The 21049-nt window shown below is 71.5% G+C and carries 20 protein-coding genes; 12 read left to right on the top strand and 8 right to left on the bottom strand.

Annotation, left to right across the window (positions count from 1 at the left end):
* Positions 1-164: 164 nt before the first annotated feature.
* Entirely contained in the window at positions 165-1145 is a 981-nt protein-coding gene (locus ACFZCP_RS03475) for a DUF5937 family protein (protein ID WP_391423595.1), read from the top strand.
* A gap of 472 nt (positions 1146-1617) precedes the next feature.
* On the opposite strand, the gene ACFZCP_RS03470 is transcribed toward ACFZCP_RS03475, so the two are convergent.
* From ACFZCP_RS03470 to ACFZCP_RS03455, 4 genes are all read right to left on the bottom strand, one after another.
* A complete protein-coding gene (locus ACFZCP_RS03470) occupies positions 1618-2352 on the bottom strand; it encodes a TetR family transcriptional regulator (protein WP_391423594.1) in 735 nt (244 codons plus the stop codon).
* Positions 2353-2380: 28 nt separating this feature from the next.
* Entirely contained in the window at positions 2381-3136 is a 756-nt protein-coding gene (locus tag ACFZCP_RS03465; RefSeq protein WP_391423592.1) for a hypothetical protein, read from the bottom strand.
* A 145-nt stretch (positions 3137-3281) separates the two neighbouring features.
* Positions 3282-3575, bottom strand: coding sequence for an MTH1187 family thiamine-binding protein (locus ACFZCP_RS03460; protein ID WP_391423590.1), 294 nt, complete (start codon positions 3573-3575; stop codon positions 3282-3284).
* Complete coding sequence (locus tag ACFZCP_RS03455) at positions 3572-3922, bottom strand: DUF3817 domain-containing protein (protein WP_391423588.1); 351 nt, start codon at positions 3920-3922, stop codon at positions 3572-3574. Before ACFZCP_RS03455 ends, ACFZCP_RS03460 begins: the two co-directional genes overlap by 4 nt.
* 193 nt (positions 3923-4115) lie before the next feature.
* Here ACFZCP_RS03455 and ACFZCP_RS03450 point away from each other — a divergent pair, with 193 nt between their 5' ends.
* The 4 genes from ACFZCP_RS03450 to ACFZCP_RS03435 all read left to right on the top strand — a co-directional run bounded on the left by ACFZCP_RS03450 (position 4116) and on the right by ACFZCP_RS03435 (position 6772).
* Entirely contained in the window at positions 4116-4748 is a 633-nt protein-coding gene (locus tag ACFZCP_RS03450; RefSeq protein ID WP_362692488.1) for an AIM24 family protein, read from the top strand.
* Between the two features lies 1 nt (position 4749).
* Positions 4750-5400, top strand: coding sequence for an AIM24 family protein (locus tag ACFZCP_RS03445; protein ID WP_362692415.1), 651 nt, complete (start codon positions 4750-4752; stop codon positions 5398-5400).
* Positions 5397-6203, top strand: a complete 807-nt coding sequence (locus ACFZCP_RS03440) for an AIM24 family protein (protein ID WP_362692412.1) — start codon at positions 5397-5399, stop codon at positions 6201-6203. The genes ACFZCP_RS03445 and ACFZCP_RS03440 overlap by 4 nt, the downstream gene beginning before the upstream one ends.
* Positions 6204-6295: 92 nt before the next feature.
* Complete coding sequence (locus tag ACFZCP_RS03435; RefSeq protein ID WP_391423586.1) at positions 6296-6772, top strand: MarR family transcriptional regulator; 477 nt, start codon at positions 6296-6298, stop codon at positions 6770-6772.
* A gap of 91 nt (positions 6773-6863) precedes the next feature.
* Here the strand turns inward: ACFZCP_RS03435 and ACFZCP_RS03430 are convergent, their stop codons facing one another.
* The 3 genes from ACFZCP_RS03430 to ACFZCP_RS03420 form a co-directional block, all read right to left on the bottom strand.
* The gene (locus ACFZCP_RS03430) at positions 6864-8117 is read right to left on the bottom strand and encodes an MFS transporter (protein ID WP_391423584.1); all 1254 of its coding nucleotides are present in this window, start codon (positions 8115-8117) and stop codon (positions 6864-6866) included.
* A 234-nt stretch (positions 8118-8351) separates the two neighbouring features.
* Complete coding sequence (gene meaB / locus ACFZCP_RS03425) at positions 8352-9308, bottom strand: methylmalonyl Co-A mutase-associated GTPase MeaB (RefSeq protein ID WP_391423582.1); 957 nt, start codon at positions 9306-9308, stop codon at positions 8352-8354.
* A gap of 104 nt (positions 9309-9412) precedes the next feature.
* The gene (locus ACFZCP_RS03420) at positions 9413-10612 is read right to left on the bottom strand and encodes an acetyl-CoA C-acyltransferase (protein WP_391423580.1); all 1200 of its coding nucleotides are present in this window, start codon (positions 10610-10612) and stop codon (positions 9413-9415) included.
* A gap of 148 nt (positions 10613-10760) precedes the next feature.
* On the opposite strand from ACFZCP_RS03420, the gene mce reads away from it, so the two are divergent.
* From mce to ACFZCP_RS03385, 7 genes are all read left to right on the top strand, one after another.
* On the top strand, positions 10761-11201 hold the full coding sequence (mce, locus tag ACFZCP_RS03415; protein ID WP_362692397.1) for a methylmalonyl-CoA epimerase: 441 nt from the start codon (positions 10761-10763) through the stop codon (positions 11199-11201).
* A gap of 211 nt (positions 11202-11412) precedes the next feature.
* Entirely contained in the window at positions 11413-15261 is a 3849-nt protein-coding gene (gene scy / locus ACFZCP_RS03410; protein ID WP_391423577.1) for a polarized growth protein Scy, read from the top strand.
* Positions 15262-15445: 184 nt separating this feature from the next.
* Positions 15446-16381 carry a cellulose-binding protein gene (locus tag ACFZCP_RS03405; RefSeq protein WP_362692391.1) on the top strand — a complete coding sequence of 312 codons (936 nt, stop codon included), beginning with the start codon at positions 15446-15448 and terminating at the stop codon, positions 16379-16381.
* Positions 16382-16550: 169 nt separating this feature from the next.
* Positions 16551-17504: an ATP-binding cassette domain-containing protein gene (locus ACFZCP_RS03400; RefSeq protein WP_391423575.1), complete on the top strand. Its 954-nt coding sequence runs from the start codon at positions 16551-16553 to the stop codon at positions 17502-17504.
* 3 nt (positions 17505-17507) lie between these two features.
* A complete protein-coding gene (locus tag ACFZCP_RS03395) occupies positions 17508-18281 on the top strand; it encodes an ABC transporter permease (RefSeq protein ID WP_391423573.1) in 774 nt (257 codons plus the stop codon).
* 129 nt (positions 18282-18410) lie between these two features.
* Positions 18411-19715 carry an ATP-binding cassette domain-containing protein gene (locus ACFZCP_RS03390; protein WP_391423570.1) on the top strand — a complete coding sequence of 435 codons (1305 nt, stop codon included), beginning with the start codon at positions 18411-18413 and terminating at the stop codon, positions 19713-19715.
* The gene (locus ACFZCP_RS03385) at positions 19712-20590 is read left to right on the top strand and encodes an ABC transporter permease (protein WP_362692379.1); all 879 of its coding nucleotides are present in this window, start codon (positions 19712-19714) and stop codon (positions 20588-20590) included. The genes ACFZCP_RS03390 and ACFZCP_RS03385 overlap by 4 nt, the downstream gene beginning before the upstream one ends.
* 1 nt (position 20591) lies before the next feature.
* Here ACFZCP_RS03385 and ACFZCP_RS03380 read toward each other — a convergent pair whose 3' ends face one another.
* Positions 20592-20924: an ATP/GTP-binding protein gene (locus ACFZCP_RS03380; RefSeq protein WP_391423568.1), complete on the bottom strand. Its 333-nt coding sequence runs from the start codon at positions 20922-20924 to the stop codon at positions 20592-20594.
* Between the last annotated feature and the right edge of the window lie 125 nt (positions 20925-21049).

The raw sequence follows: 21049 nt of genomic DNA, 5'->3' as shown, positions 1-21049 counted from the left end.
GAGTGCCCCAGGGCGAGCGCTCCAGGCCGGATGTTCCAGGCCGGGGAGGCTCCGTCCGGGGAAGCTCCGCCTGAGGACACTCCGTCCGAGGAGGCTCCGCCCTGGGACGCTCCGCCCTGGGATGCTCCGCCCGAGGGCGCATACGACCGACCGAGGGGATCGCAGTGGCCTCACGTCTGCACTTCCGCGAGGACGACTTTCTCCGCTGCCGGTTCGCCGTGTCGCCGCTGTGGGAGACGCAGGAGGCGGTACGGACGCTGAAGCGGCCCGACCGGCACGGCTATCACGCGCCCTGGCTGCGCCGGATCCGCGCGGCCGCGGCGGGTCTCGACCTGGCACCGCTGTGGCTGCTCATGCCCCGCCGGGGGCACTCCCCCGACTGGCTCGGCCCGCCGCCGATCTCCCCCGCCGCCACCTTCGAGGAGGAGATCGCGGCCGTGCGCGGCGCCGATCCGGAGGCGGCCCGGGACGACACCGCCCGCGCGCTCGCCTGCACCCCGGGGGCCCTGGAGTCGGACCGGGGCCGGGCCTGGCTCGCGGATCCGGCGCGGATGGTGCGGGAGCTGGCGGATGCGACGCAGGAGGCCTGGCGGGTGCTGGTCGAGCCGGAGTGGCCCCGGCTGCGGGCGCTGCTGGAGGCGGACGTGGCCTTCCACTCGCGGCGGCTGGCCGAGGTGGGACTCGGCACGCTGCTGCCGGAACTGGATGCGCGGCTGTCCTGGAACGGCCGCACGCTGACGGTCCCGCTGCACGGCGAGTACGCACGCGATCTCGGCGGACAGGGCCTGGTGCTGATGCCGAGCGTGTTCTCCTGGCCCGACGTGATCACGGGCTTCGATCCCCCGTGGCAGCCCACGGTCGTCTACCCCGCACGGGGCATCGCCGGCCTGTGGGCCGAGCCCGCCGACCGCACCCCGCAGGCGCTCGTACGGCTGCTCGGCCCCAACCGCGCCGCGGTGCTGGCCGGGCTCGACGAACCCGCGACCACCACCGCCCTGGCCCACCGCCTGTGCCTCGCCCCCTCGTCGGTGTCGGCCCACCTGACGGTCCTGAGGAACGCGGGCCTGCTGACCACCCGCCGCTACGGCCACCAGGTCCTCTACGAACGAACCCCCCTGGGGATTGCCCTGGCATCGGGGGGCTGAGCCCCAAAGGGGCACAGGGCCGGCAACCGATGAACGATCAACCCCCTCGCTGGACAACACCGGCCGGCGCACCCACCTGAGGGGGCGCGGGGAACTGCGCGACCAGCCACAACACACCCGCACCCGACAAGCGACTGACACCATCACTGGGCAACCCCGACCGACGCACCCAACCCAAGGGGCGCGGGGAACTGCGCGACCAGCCACAACACACCCGCACCCGACAAGCGACTGACACCATCACTGGGCAACCCCGGCCGACGCACCCAACCCAAGGGGCGCGGGGAACTGCGCGACCAGCCACAACACACCCGCGCCCGACAAGCGACTGACACCATCACTGGGCAACCCCGACCGACGCACCCAACCCAAGGGGCGCGGGGAATTGCGCGACCAGCCACAACGAACCCGCACCCGGAAGACCACCCACACCCCCACGGCGCACCCCACGGCGCCCCCCACGACGCACCCCTTACGGCGCCCCCCGACGACGCAACCGCTGCCGAACCGCCCTCTGAGCCACCGGCCCCAGCTCCTCCAGGACCGCGACCAGCGCACCGAGCTGTTCGAGGGCGTCCAGTGCCGCCCGCGCCCCTTCCTCGTCGACACCCTCGTACAGCTCGATGCCGACGAAGGAGGCGGCGACGGCGCGCGCGAGCCGCGCCGGGTCGGCGAACTCCCCGAGCGGCGTCGCCGGAAGCACCCGCCGCAGCACCCGCTCGATCTCGGCGATCCACAGATCGAGCCCGGCGGCGGCGGCCGGGCCCAGCGCGGCGTGGGTCTGGGCGCCGGCCAGCAGCTGACCGAGCAGGGCCACATGGCCACCGGCCCGCTCCTGCTCGTGGATCTCGCGGCCGACGGCGAGAAGCTCGGAGAGGGAGCCGACGGGGGTGAGCCGGGTGCGGTATCTGGCCACGGCCTGCTCGGCGCCGTACCGGCAGGCGGCCGCGAGCAGTTCGTCCACGGATCCGAAGTGGTAGAAGACCAGCGCCTGGTTGACCCCGGCCGCCGAGGCGACCGTACGGGCCGACGTCTTGGCGATGCCCTGCTCGGTGAGGGTGCGCAGGGCGCCCTCCAGCAGCTTGGTCTTGGTCTCCTGGGCCTTCCCCCGCGCTTCCTGGTCCTTGTCCCGCACCTCCCGTTCCCTGCCCCGCACCTCCCGGTTCTTCTCTCGCGCCTCGTGGTCCTTCCCCCGCTCCGCGCTCATGCGCGCGTCACCTCCGAGGTCGTCGCCGTCATCCGTACTTCTCCAGGGTGCGCAGGACACGGGGTGTGCACGCCTGGGTGACCGGGGTGCGCAGGCAGCGGCGGGCCGCCGGGGTGCAGGCGAGCGGTTCCTTCAGAAGGGCCAGCGACATCGCGACCATGAGCAGCAGCGGGCACAGATAGGCCACGGCTGCCGCGAACTCGCCGAAGACGCGGACGACGGGCTCCAGGCCCAGGCCGGCGCAGCACATGGTGAGCACCAGCGCCCGGACCACCAGTTCGGCGAGCCAGTTGGCCAGGGCCCGCTCGGGGGTGATGCCCCGCTCCAGCCACAGCCGCAGCCGGTCGAAGGACCAGGCGGTCGCCCAGCCCGTCAGCGGCCGCAGCACCAGCCGGTCGGCCATCGCGCCGAAGGCGCCCCCGCGGGGACGGTAGTCGTAGCCGGTGAGGAAGCGGACGCCCTGGCCACCGTCGGGCACGTAGCGCCAGTAGCCGCTGCCTTCGGCGACCGGGGAGAACGGGTGCCGGGAGGAGAAGCGCAGGGCGGAGGTGCGGCTGCCGTCGGGGCCGTCCTTCTCGCTCGCGGCGACTCCGGTGCCGGAGACGGTGAGGAACGGCAGCACGCGTGCGGCGTACCGGAAGCGCCGCGGCCGGCCGTGCGTGCGCGGGAGGTACTGGATCTCGCGGACCCGCAGGTCCCAGCGCCGGTGCTGGGCGGGGTCCTGGGTGCGCGCCCAGAGTTCGTCCAGGTCGGCGCGGATACGCGTCTCTATGTAGAGACCCATGGTGTTCCCCCACGTCAGAACAGTGTTTGAGCGACTGCTCAAACGATGTGCGTGGGAAAAATACACCTTCCTTGAGCGGTCGCTCAAACGCGCGTACGAACGAACCCCGGCCGCACGGGCCGGGGTTCACGCACAGAGGCCGGCACTACTGCGCCAGGTGCCGCTCGACGGTCTCGACCTTCGAGGTGAGCCCGTCGGTCACCCCGGGCCGGATGTCGGCCTTGAGCACGAGGGACACGCGCGGTGCGCGCTTCTCGACGGCGGCGACGGCCCGCTTGACGACGTCCATGACCTCGTCCCACTCCCCCTCGACGGAGGTGAACATGGCGTCGGTGCGGTGGGGCAGGCCCGACTCGCGGACCACGCGGACGGCGTCGGCGACGTACTCCCCGACGTCCTCGCCGACGCCCAGCGGCGTCACGGAGAAGGCGACGATCATGCGTTGACGACCCCTTCCTTGCGGGCGCGGGCGGCGATGACGGCGTCCTCGGACTCACGGCGCAGCCGCCGCTCGGCGATGAAGCCGCCGCCGGGGATGATCGAGTAGGCGAAGTAGAGGGCGCCCGTCCCCTTGCTCCACTTCGTGCGGTTCCAGGCGTCCAGCCAGAAGATCACGTAGAGGATGAACAGCACGCCGTGGATCGGGCCCAGCACCGGGGCGGCGTTGAAGCCCGAAGCCACCGTGTACTTGATGATCGTGCAGGCCGCGAGCACGATCCAGGAGATGCCCTCCGGCACGGAGACCAGGCGAAGTCGGCGGATGGCGGATGCGGTCTTGATGTCCACGGGTCACCTTCGGTGGGAGTGTCGCTGAGGCGCGGTCGCTTCGTCGATCCGCTTCGTGATCCGCTTTGTGAACGGAAGCACAAGCGTTCGCCCATTGTGGCAAACAGTGTCCCTAGGGGTGCGCACAGGGTCGCTCTCCACCCACGGGCCCTGTTCCGCCCACCCACCTCGCCGCTACGTTCACTGCGTGGCGATGTTCCGACTCCAAGGAAGCAAGGTGCTCGCCGTCGACATGACCGGGGATGCCGTGAAGGCGAAGAACGGCTCGATGGTCGCGTACGACGGGCAGATGGCCTTCAAGAAGCTGACGGGCGGCGGTGAGGGGCTGCGCGGGATGGTGACCCGGCGGCTCACCGGCGAGCAGATGACGGTGATGGAGGTGAGAGGACAGGGGACCTGCTGGTTCGCGGACCGCGCCTCGGAGATCAATCTCGTGCAGCTCCAGGGGGACAAGCTCTACGTGGAGTCGAGCAACCTCCTCGCGACCGACGCGGGGCTGAGAACGGGCACGACGTTCACCGGACTGCGCGGCGCCTCGCAGGGCAACGGACTGTTCACCACGACGGTGGAAGGGCACGGCCAGGCCGCCGTCATGTCGGACGGTCCGGCCGTGGTGCTCCGGGTCAGCCCGCAGTACCCGCTGATCGTCGACCCGGGCGCGTACATCGCCCACCAGGGGAACGTCCGGCAGTCCTTCCAGTCCGGTGTGACGTTCCGCACGTTCTTCGGGGAGGGCGGCGGCGAGGCCTTCCAGATCCGTTTCGAGGGCGACGGGCTGGTCTATGTGCAGCCGAGCGAGCGGAACACGATCGCGGGAGACGTGTGAGATGAGCTTCCGGGAGATCAACTCCAAGATGGTCGAGGCGACCGTACTGCCCGGGCAGCGGCTGTTCAGCCAGCGCGGGGCGATGCTCGCCTACCGCGGAGACGTGTCCTTCACGCCCAATCTCCAGGGCGGCCAGGGCGGGCTGATGTCCATGATCGGGCGGCGGGCGGCCGGAGAGGCGACTCCGCTGATGTCCGTCGAGGGCACCGGCACCGTCTTCTTCGGGCACGGCGGCCACCACGTGCACGTCATCAACCTCTCCGGCGACACCCTGTACGTCGAGGCCGACCGGCTGCTCGCCTTCGAGGGCACCCTGCGGCAGGGCACGATGTTCATGGGCTCGCAGGGCGGCGTCATGGGCCTGGTGCGGGGGCAGGTCACCGGGCAGGGGCTTTTCACCACGACCCTGCAGGGCCACGGGTCCGTGGCCGTGATGGCGCACGGCGGAGTCTTCGAGATCCCGATCACCCCGCAGCGTCCGGTCCATGTGGACCCGCAGGCGTACGTCGCCCACCACGGCGAGGTCCGCAACAAGCTGTCCACCGCGCTCGGCTGGCGCGACATGGTGGGCCGCGGCTCCGGCGAGGCGTTCCAGCTGGAGCTGAGCGGAAGCGGCACGGTGTACGTCCAGGCCTCGGAGGAGAAGCTGTGAGCGCGTACGGGACCCCCGGCGGCCCGGTGGTGTACGACCCGATGACGCTGCCCGCCGACGACAACGTGAACAAGTACACGTTCTGCGTCGAGCTCAAGAGCGGGGAGTGGTTCCTGCAGAAGGGGAAGATGATCGCCTACTACGGGGCGATCGAGTTCAACGGCATCGGGCACGGGCGACTCGACCGACTTGTCCGTACCTCGTTCCATTCGCCTCTGCACGCGAGCGACTGGGTCGTCGCGGCGGGCTCGGGGAAGATGCTGCTGGCCGACCGGGCCTTCGACGTCAACTCCTACGACCTGGACGACGGGAACTTGACCATTCGCGCGGGCAACTTGCTCGCTTTTCAGCCAACTCTCGCACTCAAGCAGTCGATCGTGCCGGGATTTCTGACCCTTATCGGAACCGGAAAGTTTGTGGCCGCATCTAACGGTCCGGTGGTGTTCATGGAACCTCCGATCCGGGTGGACCCTCAGGCACTGGTCGGGTGGGCCGACTGCCCGTCCCCCTGCCATCACTACGACCACGGGTACCTCACGGGTGTCCTGGGCGGACTACGTGCAATGACTGGCCTCGGCGGGGTTTCCGGCGAGGAGCACCAGTTCGAGTTCGTGGGCGCCGGGACGGTCCTGCTGCAGTCCAGCGAGACCCTCATGGCGGAGCCGGAAACGGGGGCGGTCCCGGCCGAGCCGGGGGTGCCTGGCGGTGGCTCAGCGGTACCGGGTGGACACGGTCCGCAATCGTCGGGCGCACCGCGCCTTCCCGGACAGCTGGGGGACCTCCAGCGTCGCTTCGGGCTGTGAGCGGTAGTCTGCGGAGTGTGACGTCGAACGCGTGCGCACTGTCACACCACCCGAAGTAGTTCGTCATTCAACTTCTTAGGTAGACTTCATTCATGGAGACCGAAACGGCCACGCGCTGGCTGACCGATGCGGAGCAGTGCGCCTGGCGCACCCACCTGGAGGTCAACAGGCTGTTGACGTACCAGCTCGAAAAGGATCTGCAGCCGTTCGGCCTGACGATGAACGACTACGAGATCCTCGTAAATCTGTCCGAGTCGGACGACGACCGGATGCGGATGAGCGATCTGGCCTCGGCGACCCTCCAGTCCAAGAGCCGGCTCTCGCACCAGATCACGCGCATGGAGAACGCGAACCTGGTGCGCCGGGAGAACTGCGAGTCGGACCGGCGGGGGCTGTACGCGGTCCTGACCGATCACGGGCTGGAGACGATGAAGAAGGTCGCTCCGCATCACGTGGCGTCGGTGCGCAAGCACTTCATCGATCTGCTGTCGCCGGAGGCGCTGACAGAGCTGGACAAGGCACTGAAGCCGATCGCCGACCACCTGAGGGGGCAGCGGGGGCGTCCTTGAGCCCGGGTGACGCCTCCGGGGTGCCGGGGGTACCCCGCCCTGGAGGCAGCCACCCTCCTTCCCCTCTGCCGAGCCTGGACAGGCCCCGTCCTTACGCTCCCCCGCTCTCGGCTTCGCCCGGGCGGGGGGACCCCCACGACGGGCTGCTCCTCACACCCCCCGCCACCATCGCCGCGGCGACGGCCGTGCCGCCCGCCAGCAGGAAGACCACGCTCAGCGGCAGCCGGCCGATCAGCAGGCCCGTGGCGAGCGCCCCGGTCGAACCGCCCGCGTTCACGGCGGCGTTCACCCAGGCCCCGGCCTGGGTGCGCGAGGCCTCCGTCGCCGTCTCGTCGGCCAGCAGGTACGCCGTCGTCAGCGCCGGTGCGATGAACGCTCCCGCGCAGACCATGGCCGCCGTGAGCGTCCACAGGCCGGGGGCGAGGCCCGCCGCGGCGAGCACCAGGCCGAGACCCGCCGCGAAGGCGGCCAGCCGGACCCGGGCGGGCATGCGCCAGTCGACCGCCCCGCCCGCGAGGCCGCCCACCGCGCTGCCCGCCGAGAGCGCACCGAGGACCCACGGCACCACGGCGGTGTCGTGGGACCGCTCGGCGGCGAAGGCCACCACCAGCAGGTCGATGCCGCTCAGCGCCAGACCGACGCCCGCGGCCACCGCGACCGGCGCCAGCAGGCCGCGGACGGTGCCGCGCCGGCTCTCCCCGCGCGGCGCGGGGCGCGGGCCGGGCATCGCGGGCGAGGTGACGAAGGCACCCGTACCGAAGACGATCAGCAGGGCGCTGAGCAGGATGCCCGAGGCCGGCGGCGCGAAGCCCACGAGCACGCCGACCAGGGCCGGGCCGGAGACGTACAGCAGTTCCTCGGCGACGCCGTCCAGGCTGTAGGCGCGTTGCAACAGGCGCCGGTCGGCGACCAGTTCGGACCACAGGGCGCGCATCGTGGGACCCAGCGGGGGTGCACAGGCGCCGGCGAGGGCCGCGGCCGTGGCGATGGCCGCCGCCGGTGCCCCGGGGCGCCAGGTCAGAGCGGCCAGGGCGCACAGCAGGGTGCCGTAGACCATCGCCATGGGCAGCAGGGCGCGGCGCGGGCCGTACCGGTCGACGAGAGTGGCCCGCAGGGGCATCAGGCAGACCGTCGCGGCTCCGAACAGGGACATGACGGCGCCGGTGACGGCATAGGACCCGGTGGCGCGGGTGACGGAGAGCATCACCGCGAGCGAGACCGTCCCGTAGGACAGGCGGGCCGTGAGCGCAGCGGTGAAGGTGCGGCGCGCGTGCGGGACGCGCAGGACGGCGGCGTAGGAGGGCCGCGACGGCAGGGCAGGGCAGGGCGACGTGGACGCGGACATCGAGAAGTTCCTCACGTGAAGGCATGAAGAGGGGACACCGGAGCGCCGCGTCGGCCGACGGTCGTGCGTCGGCTGCGTACGCGGGCGCGGGTGTGCGCTCTATGCCATGAGGAGGAACATGCCGGTCAAGGTAGCAGCGGACGGCCGGTGCAGGCCACGGCTTTGTACCGGCCAGGCTCGGGCATGACTCTGTACCGGCCAGGTCAGACACAGCTTTGTGTCGGCCGGGCCCGGTCAGCTCTCGGTCAGTCCTGCCACCAGCTCGTCCGCGGCGCGGTAGGGGTCCAGTTCGCCCGCCACGATGCGTTCCGCGAGGGCGCCGAGGTGGCGGTCGCCGTGCAGGTCGCCGATGCGTTCGCGCAGGGCCGTGACCGCGATGGTCTCGACCTCGCGGGCGGCGCGGGCCAGACGGCGCTCGGCGAGGACGCCGTGCTCCTCCATCCACGCGCGGTGCTTCTCCAGGGCCTCGACGACCTCGTCGACACCCTCGGCGCGGGCCGCGACGGTCTTGACGATGGGCGGACGCCAGTCGCCGGGGCCGCGGGCCTCACCGAGGCCCAGCATGTGGTTCAGTTCGCGCGCCGTGGCGTCGGCGCCGTCCCGGTCCGCCTTGTTGACGACGTACACGTCGCCGATCTCCAGGATTCCGGCCTTCGCCGCCTGGATGCCGTCGCCCATGCCCGGGGCCAGCAGGACCACGGAGGTGTCGGCCTGGGAGGCGATCTCCACCTCCGACTGGCCGACGCCGACCGTCTCCACCAGGACCACGTCGCAGCCCGCCGCGTCCAGGACACGGATCGCCTGGGGCGCGGACCAGGCCAGGCCGCCGAGGTGGCCGCGCGTGGCCATGGAGCGGATGTACACGCCGGGGTCGGAGGCGTGATCCGACATACGGACCCGGTCGCCGAGCAGGGCGCCGCCGGAGAACGGCGAGGACGGGTCGACGGCCAGGACGCCGACCCGCTTGTCCTGCTTGCGGTAGGCGGTGACCAGAGCGGAGGTGGAGGTGGACTTGCCGACGCCGGGCGAGCCGGTCAGACCGACCACATAGGCGTTGCCGGTCAGCGGGGCCAGCGCTGCCATGACCTCCCTGAGCTGTGGGGACGCCCCCTCCACCAGGGAGATCAGCCGGGCCACGGCCCGCGGCCGGCCGTCCCTGGCCTGGGCCACCAGAGAGGAGACGTCCTGCATCAAACAGCTCCGTTCACTTCACCGACGTACAGAGAACTCGGGCGTACCGAGGGCCCGGGCGTGCCGGGGCCGCACGCATGCGAAGGCCCCGGCGTACCGGAGGCTCAGGCCTTGGGCACCCGCACGATGAGGGCGTCGCCCTGGCCGCCGCCACCGCACAGCGCGGCCGCGCCGACGCCGCCGCCCCGCCGCTTGAGTTCGAGCGCCAGGTGGAGCACGAGACGGGCACCGGACATGCCGATCGGGTGACCCAGGGCGATGGCGCCACCGTTGACGTTCACCTTTTCCGTGGAAACGCCGAGGTCCTTCATTGACTGCACGGCGACCGCGGCGAAAGCCTCGTTGATCTCGATGAGGTCGAGGTCGGAGACCTCCAGGCCGTCCTTCTTCAGGGCGTGCTGGATGGCGTTGGACGGCTGGGACTGCAGGGAGTTGTCCGGGCCGGCCACGTTGCCGTGCGCGCCGATCTCGGCGAGCCAGTCCAGGCCCAGCTCCTCGGCCTTGGCCTTGCTCATCACGACCACGGCCGCCGCACCGTCCGAGATCTGCGAGGAGGTGCCGGCCGTGATGGTGCCGTCCTTGGCGAAGGCCGGCCGCAGCTTGCCCAGCGACTCGACGGTGGTGTCGCCGCGGATGCCCTCGTCCTTGCTGAAGACGACCGGCTCGCCCTTGCGCTGCGGGATCTCGACCGGGGTGATCTCGGCCTCGAAGATGCCGTTCTTCTGCGCGGCGGCGGCACGCTGGTGGGACAGCGCCGCGATCTCGTCCTGCTCGGGGCGCAGGATGCCGAGGCGGGTGTTGTGCTTCTCGGTCGACTCGCCCATGGCGATGCCCTCGAAGGAGTCGGTCAGGCCGTCGTGGGCCATCGCGTCGAGCATCTCCACCGCGCCGTACTTGAAGCCCTCACGGGACTTCGGGAGCAGGTGGGGGGCGTTGGTCATGGACTCCTGGCCGCCGGCGACCACGATGTCGAACTCGCCGGCGCGGATCAGCTGGTCGGCGAGCGCGATGGCGTCGAGGCCGGACAGGCACACCTTGTTGATGGTGAGCGCCGGGACGCTCATCGGGATGCCGGCCTTGACCGCGGCCTGGCGGGCCGGGATCTGTCCTGCCCCGGCCTGGAGCACCTGCCCCATGATCACGTACTGCACCTGGTCGCCGCCGATGCCCGCACGGTCGAGGGCGGCCTTGATTGCGAAGCCGCCGAGGTCGGCTCCGGAGAAGGACTTCAGCGAGCCCAGCAACCGCCCCATGGGCGTACGGGCGCCCGCGACGATCACAGTGCTGGTCGTTCCAGAAGACATGAGCTGCGATCCCCTTACCGGCCTGCACAGCCGAGGAGTGAACGAGGGTTTACTTCGAATGTACTGACCGGTACTTCATGCGTCATCGGCCCTTCGGTGTGATCGCGCGCACGTTGCGTAACCATCCCAGGAGCGCTGCACTGAATCCATGCTGACGCGAATCGACCACATCGGGATCGCCTGTCGCGACCTGGACGCCACCATCGAGTTCTACCGGGCCACGTACGGCTTCGAGGTGTTCCACACCGAGGTCAACGAGGAGCAGGGCGTGCGCGAGGCCATGCTCAAGATCAACGAGACGTCCGACGGCGGCGCCTCCTACCTCCAGCTGCTGGAGCCGACCCGGGAGGACTCGGCGGTCGGCAAGTGGATGGCGAAGAACGGCGAGGGCGTCCACCACATCGCTTTCGGTACGCCGGATGTCGACGGTGACGCAGCCGCCATCCGCGAAAAGGGCGTACGCGTTCTGTACGAGGAGCCACGGATCGGCTCCATGGGGTCGCGGATCACCTTCCTGCACCCCAAGGATTGCCACGGTGTCCTGACAGAACTGGTCACTTCGGCCCCGGTTGAGTCGCCCGAGCACTGACCCCCGTACATAAGGGCCGGTAGGGTTGGGGGCGGTCGCCCTCGCAACGCCGGGTGGCCGCATGCCGGGGTCCGGGTTTTCGGGGGACGAGCGTCGGGGCAGCAGCCCGTGCTCCGCCGTTGATCTGACACCATTCCCCGGGGGCCCCGTCCGGCGGATGGACGGAGCTCGTTGGAGAAGCTTGCGACCAGGGGACGGATGGGACCGCGCAGTGCGGGGCTACGAGAGCCAGGAGCGAGAGCCGGCGGCTGACGTCGACCACCTCTCTCGGTTCGAGGCCGAGATGAAACGGCTGAAGACCGAGCGGGAAAAGGCGATCCAGCACGCCGAGGACCTCGGCTACCAGGTCGAGGTGCTGCGCGCCAAGCTGCACGAGGCGCGCCGCACCCTCATGACCAGGCCCGCCTACGACGGCGGTGACATCGGCTATCAGGCCGAGCAGTTGCTGCGCAATGCCCAGATCCAGGCCGATCAGCTGCGCCAGGACGCCGAGCGGGAGCTGAGCCAGGCCCGCGCGCAGACGCAGCGGATCCTGCAGGAGCACGCCGAGCAGGCCGCCCGGCTCCAGGCCGAGCTGCACCAGGAGGCGGTCACCCGCCGCCAGCAGCTGGACCAGGAGCTGGCGGAGCGCCGGCAGACCGTCGAGTCGCACGTCAACGAGAACGTGGCGTGGGCCGAGCAGCTGCGCGCCCGCACGGAGTCCCAGGCGCGCAGGCTGCTGGACGAGTCCCGCGCCGAGGCCGAGCAGGCGATGGCCGCCGCCCGCACGGAGGCCGAGCGGCTGACCCGGGAGGCCCGGGACCGGCTGCAGAGCGACGCCGAGGCGGCCCGCGGTGAGGCCGACCAGATCCTGCGCCGCGCCCGCACCGACGCCGAGCGGCTGCTGAACGCCGCCTCCACCCAGGCCCAGGAGGCCACCGACCACGCCGAGCAGCTGCGCAGCAGCACCGTCACGGAGTCGGACACCGCCCGCCGCCAGGCCGCCGAGCTGAGCCGGGCGGCCGAGGAGCGCATGGCCCAGGCCGAGGAGGCGCTGCGCAAGGCGCAGTCCGAGGCCGAGAAGCTGGTCTCCGAGGCGGAGCAGGCCGCCGCCAAGGCGCTGTCGAGCGCCGAGGCCGCCAACGAGACCCGTACCCGCACCGCCAAGGAACAGGTCGCGCGGCTGGTCGAAGAGGCCACCAAGGAGGCCGAGAACACCAAGTCCGAGGCCGAGCAGCTGGTCGCCGACGCCCGTGCCGAGGCCGAGAAGGTCCTCGCGGAGGCCTCGGAGAAGGCCCGCACGGTCACCGCCGAGGAGAGCGCGACCCAGCTCTCCAAGGCCGCCAAGACCGCCGAGGACGTCCTGAACAAGGCGTCCGAGGAAGCCAGGAACACCACCAAGGCCGCCGCCGAGGAGGCCGAGCGGATCCGCACGGAGGCCGAGGCCGAGGCGGACCGGCTGCGCGCCGAGGCGCACGACATCGCCGAGCAGCTCAAGGGCGCCGCGAAGGACGACACCAAGGAGTACCGCGCCAAGACGGTCGAGCTGCAGGAGGAGGCCCGCCGGCTGCGCGGCGAGGCCGAGCAGCTGCGCGCCGACGCGGTCGCCGAGGGCGAGTCGATCCGCGCCGAGGCCCGCCGCGAGGCGGTGGCGCAGATCGAGGAGGCGGCCAGGTCCGCCGAGGAGCTGCTGGCGAAGGCCAAGGCGGACGCCGACGAGCTGCGCAAGAGCGCGACGACGGACAGCGAGAAGGTCCGCACCGAGGCCATCGAGCGGGCCACTGCGCTGCGCCGGCAGGCCGAGGAGACCCTGGAGCGCACCCGCAAGGAGGCCGAGCGGCACCGCGCGGAGGCCACCGAGCAGGCCGAGTCGATCACCTCGGACGCCGAACGGGCCGCGCGTGAACTGCGCGAGGAGACCGAGCGGGCCGTCGAGGCACGCCGCAGCGAGGCCGCCGAGGACCTGGCCCGGCTGCAGTCCGAGACCCAGGAGCGGCTGGCGGCGGCCGAGCAGGCGCTCACCGACGCCCGCGAGGAGGCGGCCCGGATCCGCCGGGAGGCCGCCGAGGAGAGCGAGCGGCAGCGCAGCGAGGCCGCCGACCGGATCCGCACGCTCCAGCAGCAGGCCGAGGACGAGGCCGAGCGGCTGCGCACGGAGGCCGCCTCGGACGCGTCGGCCTCCCGGGCCGAGGGCGAGGCCCTCGCCATACGGCTGCGCTCGGAGGCGGCGGCCGAGGCCGAGCGGCTCAAGGCCGAGGCCCAGGACACCGCCGACCGGGTACGCGCGGAGGCGCAGGCCGCCGCCGAGCGCCTCGGCGCCGAGGCGTCCGAGACGCTGGCCGCCGCGCAGGAGGAGGCGGCCCGGCGCCGCCGCGAGGCCGAGGAACTCCTCGGTGCCGCGCGCACCGAGGCCGACCAGGAGCGCGAGCGGACCCGCGAGCAGAGCGAGGAGCTGCTGGCCTCGGCGCGCAAGCGGGTGGAGGACGCCCAGGCCGAGGCGGTCCGTCTCGTCGAGGAGGCCGACCGGCGCGCCACCGAGATGGTGTCCGCGGCCGAGCAGCACGCCCAGCAGGTACGGGACTCGGTCTCCGGGCTGCACGAGCAGGCGCAGGAGGAGATCACCGGGCTGCGCTCGGCCGCCGAGCACGCGGCGGACCGCACCCGCACGGAGGCCGAGCAGGAGGCGGACCGGGTCCGCGCCGACGCCTACGCCGAGCGGGAGCGGGCGAGCGAGGACGCCTCACGGATCCGGCGGGAGGCCGCCGAGGAGACGGAGGCCGCCAAGGCGCTCGCCGAGCGTACGGTCGCGGAGGCGATCGCGGAGTCCGACCGGCTGCGCACCGACACGTCCGAGTACGCCCAGCGGGTCCGCACGGAGGCGTCGGACGCGCTCGCCGAGGCCGACCAGGCCGCGGCCCGCACCCGGGCGGACGCCCGCGAGGACGCCAACCGGATCCGCTCGGACGCGGCGGCCCAGGCGGACGCGCTCATCACCGAGGCCCGCAACGAGGCGGAGCGGCTCCAGACGGAGACCGTCGCCGAGGCCGACCGGGTCCGCACCGAAGCCGTCGCGGGTGCCGAGCAGCTCATCGCGGATGCCACCGGCGACGCCGAGCGGCTGCGCGCCGAGGCCGCCGAGACGGTCGGCTCCGCCCAGCAGCACGCCGAGCGGCTGCGCAGCGAGGCCGAGCGGGTCAGGGCGGACGCGCAGGCGGAGGCCGAGCGGCTCGTCAACTCCGCGCGCGAGGAGTCCGACCGGACCCTCGACGAGGCCCGCAAGGAGGCCAACAAGCGGCGTTCGGAGGCGGCCGAGCAGGTCGACACGCTCATCACGGAGACCACGGCCGAGGCGGACAAGCTGCTCACCGAGGCCCAGCAGCAGGCGCTGAAGGCCACCGCGGACGCGGAGTCGCAGGCCGACACGATGGTGGGTGCGGCCCGCAGCGAGGCCGAGCGGATCGTCTCCGAGTCGACGGTCGAGGGAAACTCGCTGGTGGAGAAGGCCCGCACGGACGCGGACGAGCTGCTCGTCGGCGCCCGCCGGGACGCGACCGCCATAAGGGAGCGCGCGGAGGAGCTGCGCGACCGCATCACCTCCGAGATCGAGGAGCTGCACGAGCGGGCCCGGCGCGAGGCCGCCGAGACCATGAAGTCGACCGGCGACCGCTGCGACGCGCTCATCACCGCCGCCGAGGAGCAGCTGGCCAAGGCGCAGGCGAAGGCCAAGGAGCTGGTGTCGGACGCCAACTCCGAGGCCGGAAAGGTCCGTATCGCCGCCGTCAAGAAGGCGGAGGGGCTGCTCAAGGAGGCCGAGCAGAAGAAGGCCACGCTGGTCAAGGAGGCCGAGGAGCTGAAGGCCGAGGCGATCCGGGAGGCCCGGCGCACGGTCGAGGAGGGCAAGCGCGAGCTGGAGATCCTGATGCGCCGGCGCGAGGACATCAACGCCGAGATCTCCCGTGTCCAGGACGTCCTGGAGGCGTTGGAGTCCTTCGAGACCCCGTCGGCCGGCAAGGACGGCGGAGTCAAGGCGAGCGCTGCGGTCGGCGCCCCCCGATCGGGTGGCAAGTCCTCGGACGGCTAGCGAAAGATGGCCGATTCCGTGTCTCCTGGGGAGCTTTGGCCCACTATTTGGCAAGCCGTCCGGCGGTCAGCCACCCAAAAGAGGTGTCATTCTCCAGATCAAACACGTATCCGCTCGATGACACACCGCTTCGGCCCCTAGGATTCCCCCTATCACCTCACCGGTCTCTTTCGACAGGAACCCCATGAGCGACACTTCCCCCTACGGCTTCGAGCTTGTGCGGCGTGGGTACGACCGCGCTCAGGTGGACGAACGGATCTCCAAGCTCGTCTCCGACCGTGACAGCGCTCTCGCCCGCATCACCGCTCTGGAAAAGCGCATCGAGGAGCTCCACCTCGAGACGCAGAACGCCCAGGCCCAGGTGACCGACGCCGAGCCGTCGTACGCCGGTCTCGGTGCGCGTGTCGAGAAGATCCTGCGCCTCGCCGAGGAAGAGGCCAAGGATCTGCGCGAGGAGGCCCGGCGCGCGGCCGAGCAGCACCGCGAGCTCGCCGAGTCCGCGGCGCAGCAGGTCCGCAACGACGCAGAATCGTTCGCTGCGGAGCGCAAGGCCAAGGCCGAGGACGAGGGCGTCCGGATCGTCGAGAAGGCCAAGAGTGACGCCTCGCAGCTGCGCTCCGAGGCCCAGAAGGACGCGCAGTCCAAGCGCGAGGAGGCGGACGCCCTCTTCGAGGAGACCCGCGCCAAGGCCGCGCAGGCCGCCGCCGACTTCGAGACGAACCTGGCCAAGCGCCGCGAGCAGTCCGAGCGCGACCTGGCCTCGCGTCAGCAGAAGGCCGAGAAGCGCCTCGCCGAGATCGAGCACCGCGCCGAGCAGCTGCGCCTGGAGGCGGAGAAGCTGCGCACGGACGCAGAGCGCCGCGCCCGCCAGACGGTGGAGACGGCCCAGCGCCAGGCCGAGGACATCGTGGCCGACGCCAACGCCAAGGCCGACCGTATCCGCTCGGAATCCGAGCGCGAGCTGGCGGCGCTCACCAACCGCCGCGACAGCATCAACGCCCAGCTGACGAACGTCCGCGAGATGCTCGCCACGCTGACCGGCGCCGCGGTGGCCGCGGCCGGCTCCCCGGCCGAGGACGAGCCTATCTCCCGCGGGGTTCCTGCTCAGCAGACGCGCTAGTCGAAGGACCCGGTCGAGGGGCGGTGGGGCTCGGTCCCGCCGCCCTTTTCCCTGTCCACGGGCGGAGGGGCGCAGGTCCCCGTCCACGGGCGGAGGGGCGCAGGCCCGGCACGGGCAAGGTGGTCCCCCTCAAGTGGCAGCCCGCGAACCCCGGTCATAGCGTGGCCGCATGATCGAGCTGGAGGGGCTGACCAAGCGGTACGGCGAGAAACTCGCGGTCGACGGTCTCACCTTCGCCGTGCGGCCGGGCATCGTGACCGGGTTCCTCGGTCCCAACGGTGCCGGCAAGTCCACGACCATGCGCATGATCCTCGGGCTCGACCGGCCCACCTCCGGGGACGTCCGGATCGACGGCAGGCACTACGACCGGCTCAAGGACCCGCTGACGTACATGGGTGCCCTGCTGGACGCGAAGGCCGTGCACGGCGGGCGCACCGCCTACAACCATCTGCTGTGTCTCGCGCAGAGCAACGGGATCCCGGACCGGCGGGTGGCCGAGGTGCTGGACACCGTCGGGCTCACCGCCGTGGGGAAGAAGAAGGCCAAGGGGTTCTCGTACGGCATGGGCCAGCGGCTCGGCATCGCGGCCGCGCTGCTCGGTGATCCGCAGATCCTGATGTTCGACGAGCCGGTCAACGGTCTCGACCCCGAGGGCATCCACTGGATCCGGAACCTGATGAAATCGCTGGCCGCGCAGGGACGGACCGTGTTCGTCTCCAGCCATCTGATGAGCGAGATGGCGCTGACCGCCGATCATCTGGTGGTCATCGGGCAGGGCCGGCTGCTGGCCGACACCTCCATGGCCGGCTTCATCCGGGAGTACGCGCGCAGTTACGTACGGATCCGTTCGCCGCAGCGCGAGCGGCTCGTGGACGTGCTGCACGAGGCCGGGATCACCGTCGTCGAGGCGGGCGGCGGCACGCTGGAGGTGGAGGGCGGCAAGGCGGAGCGGATCGGGGAGCTGGCCGCGCAGCACGGCATCGTGCTGCACGAGCTGAGCCTCCAGCAGGCCTCGCTGGAGGAGGCGTTCATGCAGCTGACGGCGGAGTCGGTGGAGTACCACGCGCATGCCGGGCCCACTCCCGCGCCGCAGGGCTGGGGCACCGGCTGGAAAGGGGCCTGACCCATGGCTGCCGTGCAGGTCATCCGGTCCGAGTGGACCAAGATCCGGTCCGTGGCGTCGACGGTGTGGACGCTGTCGCTGGCCGTGGTGGTCACCGTCGCCCTCGGCATGCTCATCTCCGCACTGTCGAGGAGCCAGTACGACAACATGCCGCTGCGGGAGCGAATCTCCTTCGATCCGACCGTGATCAGCTTCGCAGGCATGACCCTCGGGCAGCTCGCCATGATCGTGTTCGGGGTGCTCGTCGTGTCGAACGAGTACAGCACCGGCATGATCCGCGCCTCGCTGGCCGCCGTACCCCAGCGCGGCACCTTCCTGTTCAGCAAGATCGCCGTGGCGGCCGCGCTCGCGCTGGTCGTCGGCATGGTCACCAGCTTCGCCGCGTTCTTCCTCGGCCAGGCGATGCTCGGCCCGCTCGGCACCGGGATCGGCGACTCCGAGGTGCTGCGCGCGGTGCTCGGCGGCGGGCTGTACATGACCCTGATCGCGATGTTCTCCATGGGCGTCGCCGCGATGCTGCGCTCGCCGATGCTCTCGCTCGGCATCCTGATGCCGTTCTTCTTCCTGATCTCCAACATCCTCGGCAACGTGGACGCGACGAAGAAGCTCGGACAGTTCCTGCCCGACCAGGCCGGCAGCCGGATCATGCAGGTGGTGCCGAGGATCGGCGACGACACGCCCTACGGGCCCTGGGGCGGGCTCGGGATCATGGCCCTGTGGGTGATCGCCGCGGTGGCGGGCGGTTACGTCCTGCTCAAGCGCCGGGACGCCCAGTAGGTATCTGTCCTCGCTTCGCCCTGCTCCGGCTTTACTTTCTTTTGGGCGGAACCGTCAAAGCCCGGATATCCTCCTAACCCTTACGGGGGCGTGTGCCCCGCTGTCCTGAACTTTCGATGGGTGCGGAGCATGATCGAGGCTGTAGGCCTGACAAAGCGCTACGGCGACAAGACCGCCGTGTACAACCTTTCCTTCCAGGTGCGACCGGGAGCCGTGACCGGCTTCCTCGGGCCGAACGGCTCGGGCAAGTCGACGACGATGCGGATGATCCTCGGGCTGGACAACCCGACGTCCGGCGCGGTGACCATCGGCGGCTACCCGTACCGCAAGCTGCCCAACGCCCCCCGCCAGGTCGGTGCGCTGCTCGACGCCAAGGCGGTGCACGGCGGCCGGACCGCCCGCAACCACCTGCTGAGCCTCGCCCAGCTGTCGGGCATTCCGGCCCGGCGGGTGGACGAGGTGCTCGGGGTCGTCGGCCTGCAGGAAGTGGCGAAAAAGCGCTCCAAGGGCTTCTCCCTCGGCATGGGCCAGCGCCTCGGCATCGCCGCCGCGCTGCTCGGCGACCCCCAGGTGCTGCTCTTCGACGAGCCGGTCAACGGCCTCGACCCCGAGGGCATCCTCTGGGTCCGCAACCTGATGAAGGCCCTGGCGGCCGAGGGCCGTACGGTCTTCGTCTCCTCGCACCTGATGAGCGAGATGGCGCTGACCGCCGACCACCTCATCGTGATCGGGCGCGGTCAGCTGCTCGCCGACATGAGTGTGACGGACTTCATTTCGGCCAACTCCGCCGACTTCGCGCGCGTGCGCACCCCCGACACCGACCCCCAGCTGCGTGAGAAGCTGACCTCCGCGCTCACCGAGGCCGGCGGCCATGTGCTGCCCGAGCAGGACGGCGCGCTGCGCGTGACGGGGCTGCCGCTGCCGCGCATCAGCGACCTCGCGCACGAGGCGGACGTCCGGCTGTGGGAGCTGTCGCCGCACCAGGCCTCGCTGGAGGAGGCGTACATGCGCATGACGCAGGGCGCCGTCGACTACCGCTCGACCATCGACCAGAAGGCGGGCCTCCAGCAGCCCCTGCCGCCGGGCGCCCAGCCGCCCATGCCGGTCCCCGGGCAGGGTCAGCCCGGCTGGTACGCTCCGCCGCCGCCCCAGCAGGGCCAGCCGTTCACGGTGCCGACGCCGCCCTCGGGCCCGTACGGCGGCGCTCCCGCGGCCCCGTACGGCGCTCCGGGCGTTCCGGGCGCGGGAGTACCCAACCCGTACGCCGCGCCCGCCCCGCAGGCCCCTCAGACGCCCCAGGCGCCCCAGGCGCCCCAGGCGCAGGCTCCGGCCGCCGCACCCCCGGCCCCGGCCGCCGCACCCGCCGCCCCGCCGTCCCAGCCCGCTCCCCCGGCCCCCGCGGCCGACACGACCAAGCCCGAGGACGCCCGATGAGCACCCAGCAGCCCCCGATGCCGCAGGCACCTGTCGCCGCGCCCGACTGGCAGGCGGCGCCCGGCGGGTCCTTCCCCGGCTACAGCTCGCCGATCCCGGTCGTGCGCACCCACCTCCGGCATGCGCTGGCCTCCGAGTGGACGAAGATCAAGTCGGTCCGTTCCACGGTGTGGACGCTCGGCGTCTTCCTCCTGCTCGTGGTCGGCATCGGCCTGCTCGCCGGTCTCGCGGTCCGCGGCTCCAGCTCCGACCTGTCCGGCCAGACCGCGCTGAGCCTCGGCTTCTTCGGCCTGCTGCTCGGCATGATGTGCATCATCACGCTCGGCGTCCTGACCACGGCGTCCGAGTACGGCACGGGCATGATCCGCACGACCATGACCGCCTGTCCCAGCCGGGGCCGGGTGCTGGCCGCCAAGTCGATCGTGTTCTTCGTCCTCGCCTTCGTGGTGACGCTGGTCACCGTGTCGTTCGTGGCGATGGTGCAGACATCCATGCTGTCGGGCCACGGCGCGACCACCCCGTCCACCGGGGAATGGCTGAAGGCCACGCTCGGCATCAGCCTCTACATCGCGCTGCTCGGGCTGCTGTCGCTGCTGATCGGCTCGATCATCCGGCACTCGGCGGGCGCCATCACGATCATGATCGGCGCGGTGCTCGCCCCGCTGGTGATCGCGCTCTTCATGAACGCCTCGTCGCTGCAGTCGGTGCAGAAGGCGCTGCTGGAGTACTCGATCCCGAGCCAGATGGGCGTCTTCTACGACAACACCCTGAGCCAGTCCGGCCCCTCGGGCTGGGACCCGGTGTGGATCATGCTGGGCGTGACGGCGGCCGCGTACGCCGGCGCCTACGCGCTGCTGCAGAACCGGGACGTGTAGCTCAGAACCTCGGCGCGTTACGGGACCGCTGCACCCGCGTGGTGCGGCGGTCCTTCGCGTTCCAGCACGCCTTGTGCCAGTGGCGGCGGTCGTCTACGCCCGCGTGCTCCGGCCAGGCCACCACGTGCGGGACGCCGGACGGGATCAGCTGTTCGCAGCCGGGGCAGCGGTAGGTCTTGCCCTCGGCGCTCGACCCGGCGACATGGCGCACGCTCCACTCCTCGCCCTGCCAGCTCTCCGTCGACTGCCAGCCGCCGTACCGGCCCGCCCGGTCGTCCTCGGTGGCGCTCCCGGACGATGCGGCTGCCTTCGGTCGGTTGCGACGCGGGGACACGGGACACCTCTCGGGGCTATACAGGAAGCACGGGACCCGTCCAGCGTACGCGGCACGCGCAGGGGTACCCGGAGGGAACCAAACCACACAAGTCCCCCCTCGGGGCAGCCCATTCTGCAGACAAT

Origin of the sequence: Streptomyces sp. NPDC007971 (genome assembly GCF_042958635.1) — a bacterium.
Classification (GTDB): domain Bacteria; phylum Actinomycetota; class Actinomycetes; order Streptomycetales; family Streptomycetaceae; genus Streptomyces.
This window is presented reverse-complemented; position numbering and strand designations above follow the sequence as displayed.

Excerpts from the sequence above, each read along its gene's own strand:
- ACFZCP_RS03420 (WP_391423580.1), bottom strand. The coding sequence starts at position 10,612 with ATGTCTTCTGGAACGACCAGCACTGTGATCGTCGCGGGCGCCCGTACG.
- meaB (WP_391423582.1), bottom strand. The coding sequence starts at position 9,308 with ATGCAGGACGTCTCCTCTCTGGTGGCCCAGGCCAGGGACGGCCGGCCG.
- ACFZCP_RS03430 (WP_391423584.1), bottom strand. The coding sequence starts at position 8,117 with ATGTCCGCGTCCACGTCGCCCTGCCCTGCCCTGCCGTCGCGGCCCTCC.
- ACFZCP_RS03445 (WP_362692415.1), top strand. The coding sequence starts at position 4,750 with ATGAGCTTCCGGGAGATCAACTCCAAGATGGTCGAGGCGACCGTACTG.
- ACFZCP_RS03400 (WP_391423575.1), top strand. The coding sequence starts at position 16,551 with ATGATCGAGCTGGAGGGGCTGACCAAGCGGTACGGCGAGAAACTCGCG.
- ACFZCP_RS03385 (WP_362692379.1), top strand. The coding sequence starts at position 19,712 with ATGAGCACCCAGCAGCCCCCGATGCCGCAGGCACCTGTCGCCGCGCCC.
- ACFZCP_RS03405 (WP_362692391.1), top strand. The coding sequence starts at position 15,446 with ATGAGCGACACTTCCCCCTACGGCTTCGAGCTTGTGCGGCGTGGGTAC.
- ACFZCP_RS03470 (WP_391423594.1), bottom strand. The coding sequence starts at position 2,352 with ATGAGCGCGGAGCGGGGGAAGGACCACGAGGCGCGAGAGAAGAACCGG.
- ACFZCP_RS03465 (WP_391423592.1), bottom strand. The coding sequence starts at position 3,136 with ATGGGTCTCTACATAGAGACGCGTATCCGCGCCGACCTGGACGAACTC.
- ACFZCP_RS03395 (WP_391423573.1), top strand. The coding sequence starts at position 17,508 with ATGGCTGCCGTGCAGGTCATCCGGTCCGAGTGGACCAAGATCCGGTCC.
- ACFZCP_RS03435 (WP_391423586.1), top strand. The coding sequence starts at position 6,296 with ATGGAGACCGAAACGGCCACGCGCTGGCTGACCGATGCGGAGCAGTGC.
- ACFZCP_RS03450 (WP_362692488.1), top strand. The coding sequence starts at position 4,116 with ATGTTCCGACTCCAAGGAAGCAAGGTGCTCGCCGTCGACATGACCGGG.
- ACFZCP_RS03460 (WP_391423590.1), bottom strand. The coding sequence starts at position 3,575 with ATGATCGTCGCCTTCTCCGTGACGCCGCTGGGCGTCGGCGAGGACGTC.
- ACFZCP_RS03390 (WP_391423570.1), top strand. The coding sequence starts at position 18,411 with ATGATCGAGGCTGTAGGCCTGACAAAGCGCTACGGCGACAAGACCGCC.
- mce (WP_362692397.1), top strand. The coding sequence starts at position 10,761 with ATGCTGACGCGAATCGACCACATCGGGATCGCCTGTCGCGACCTGGAC.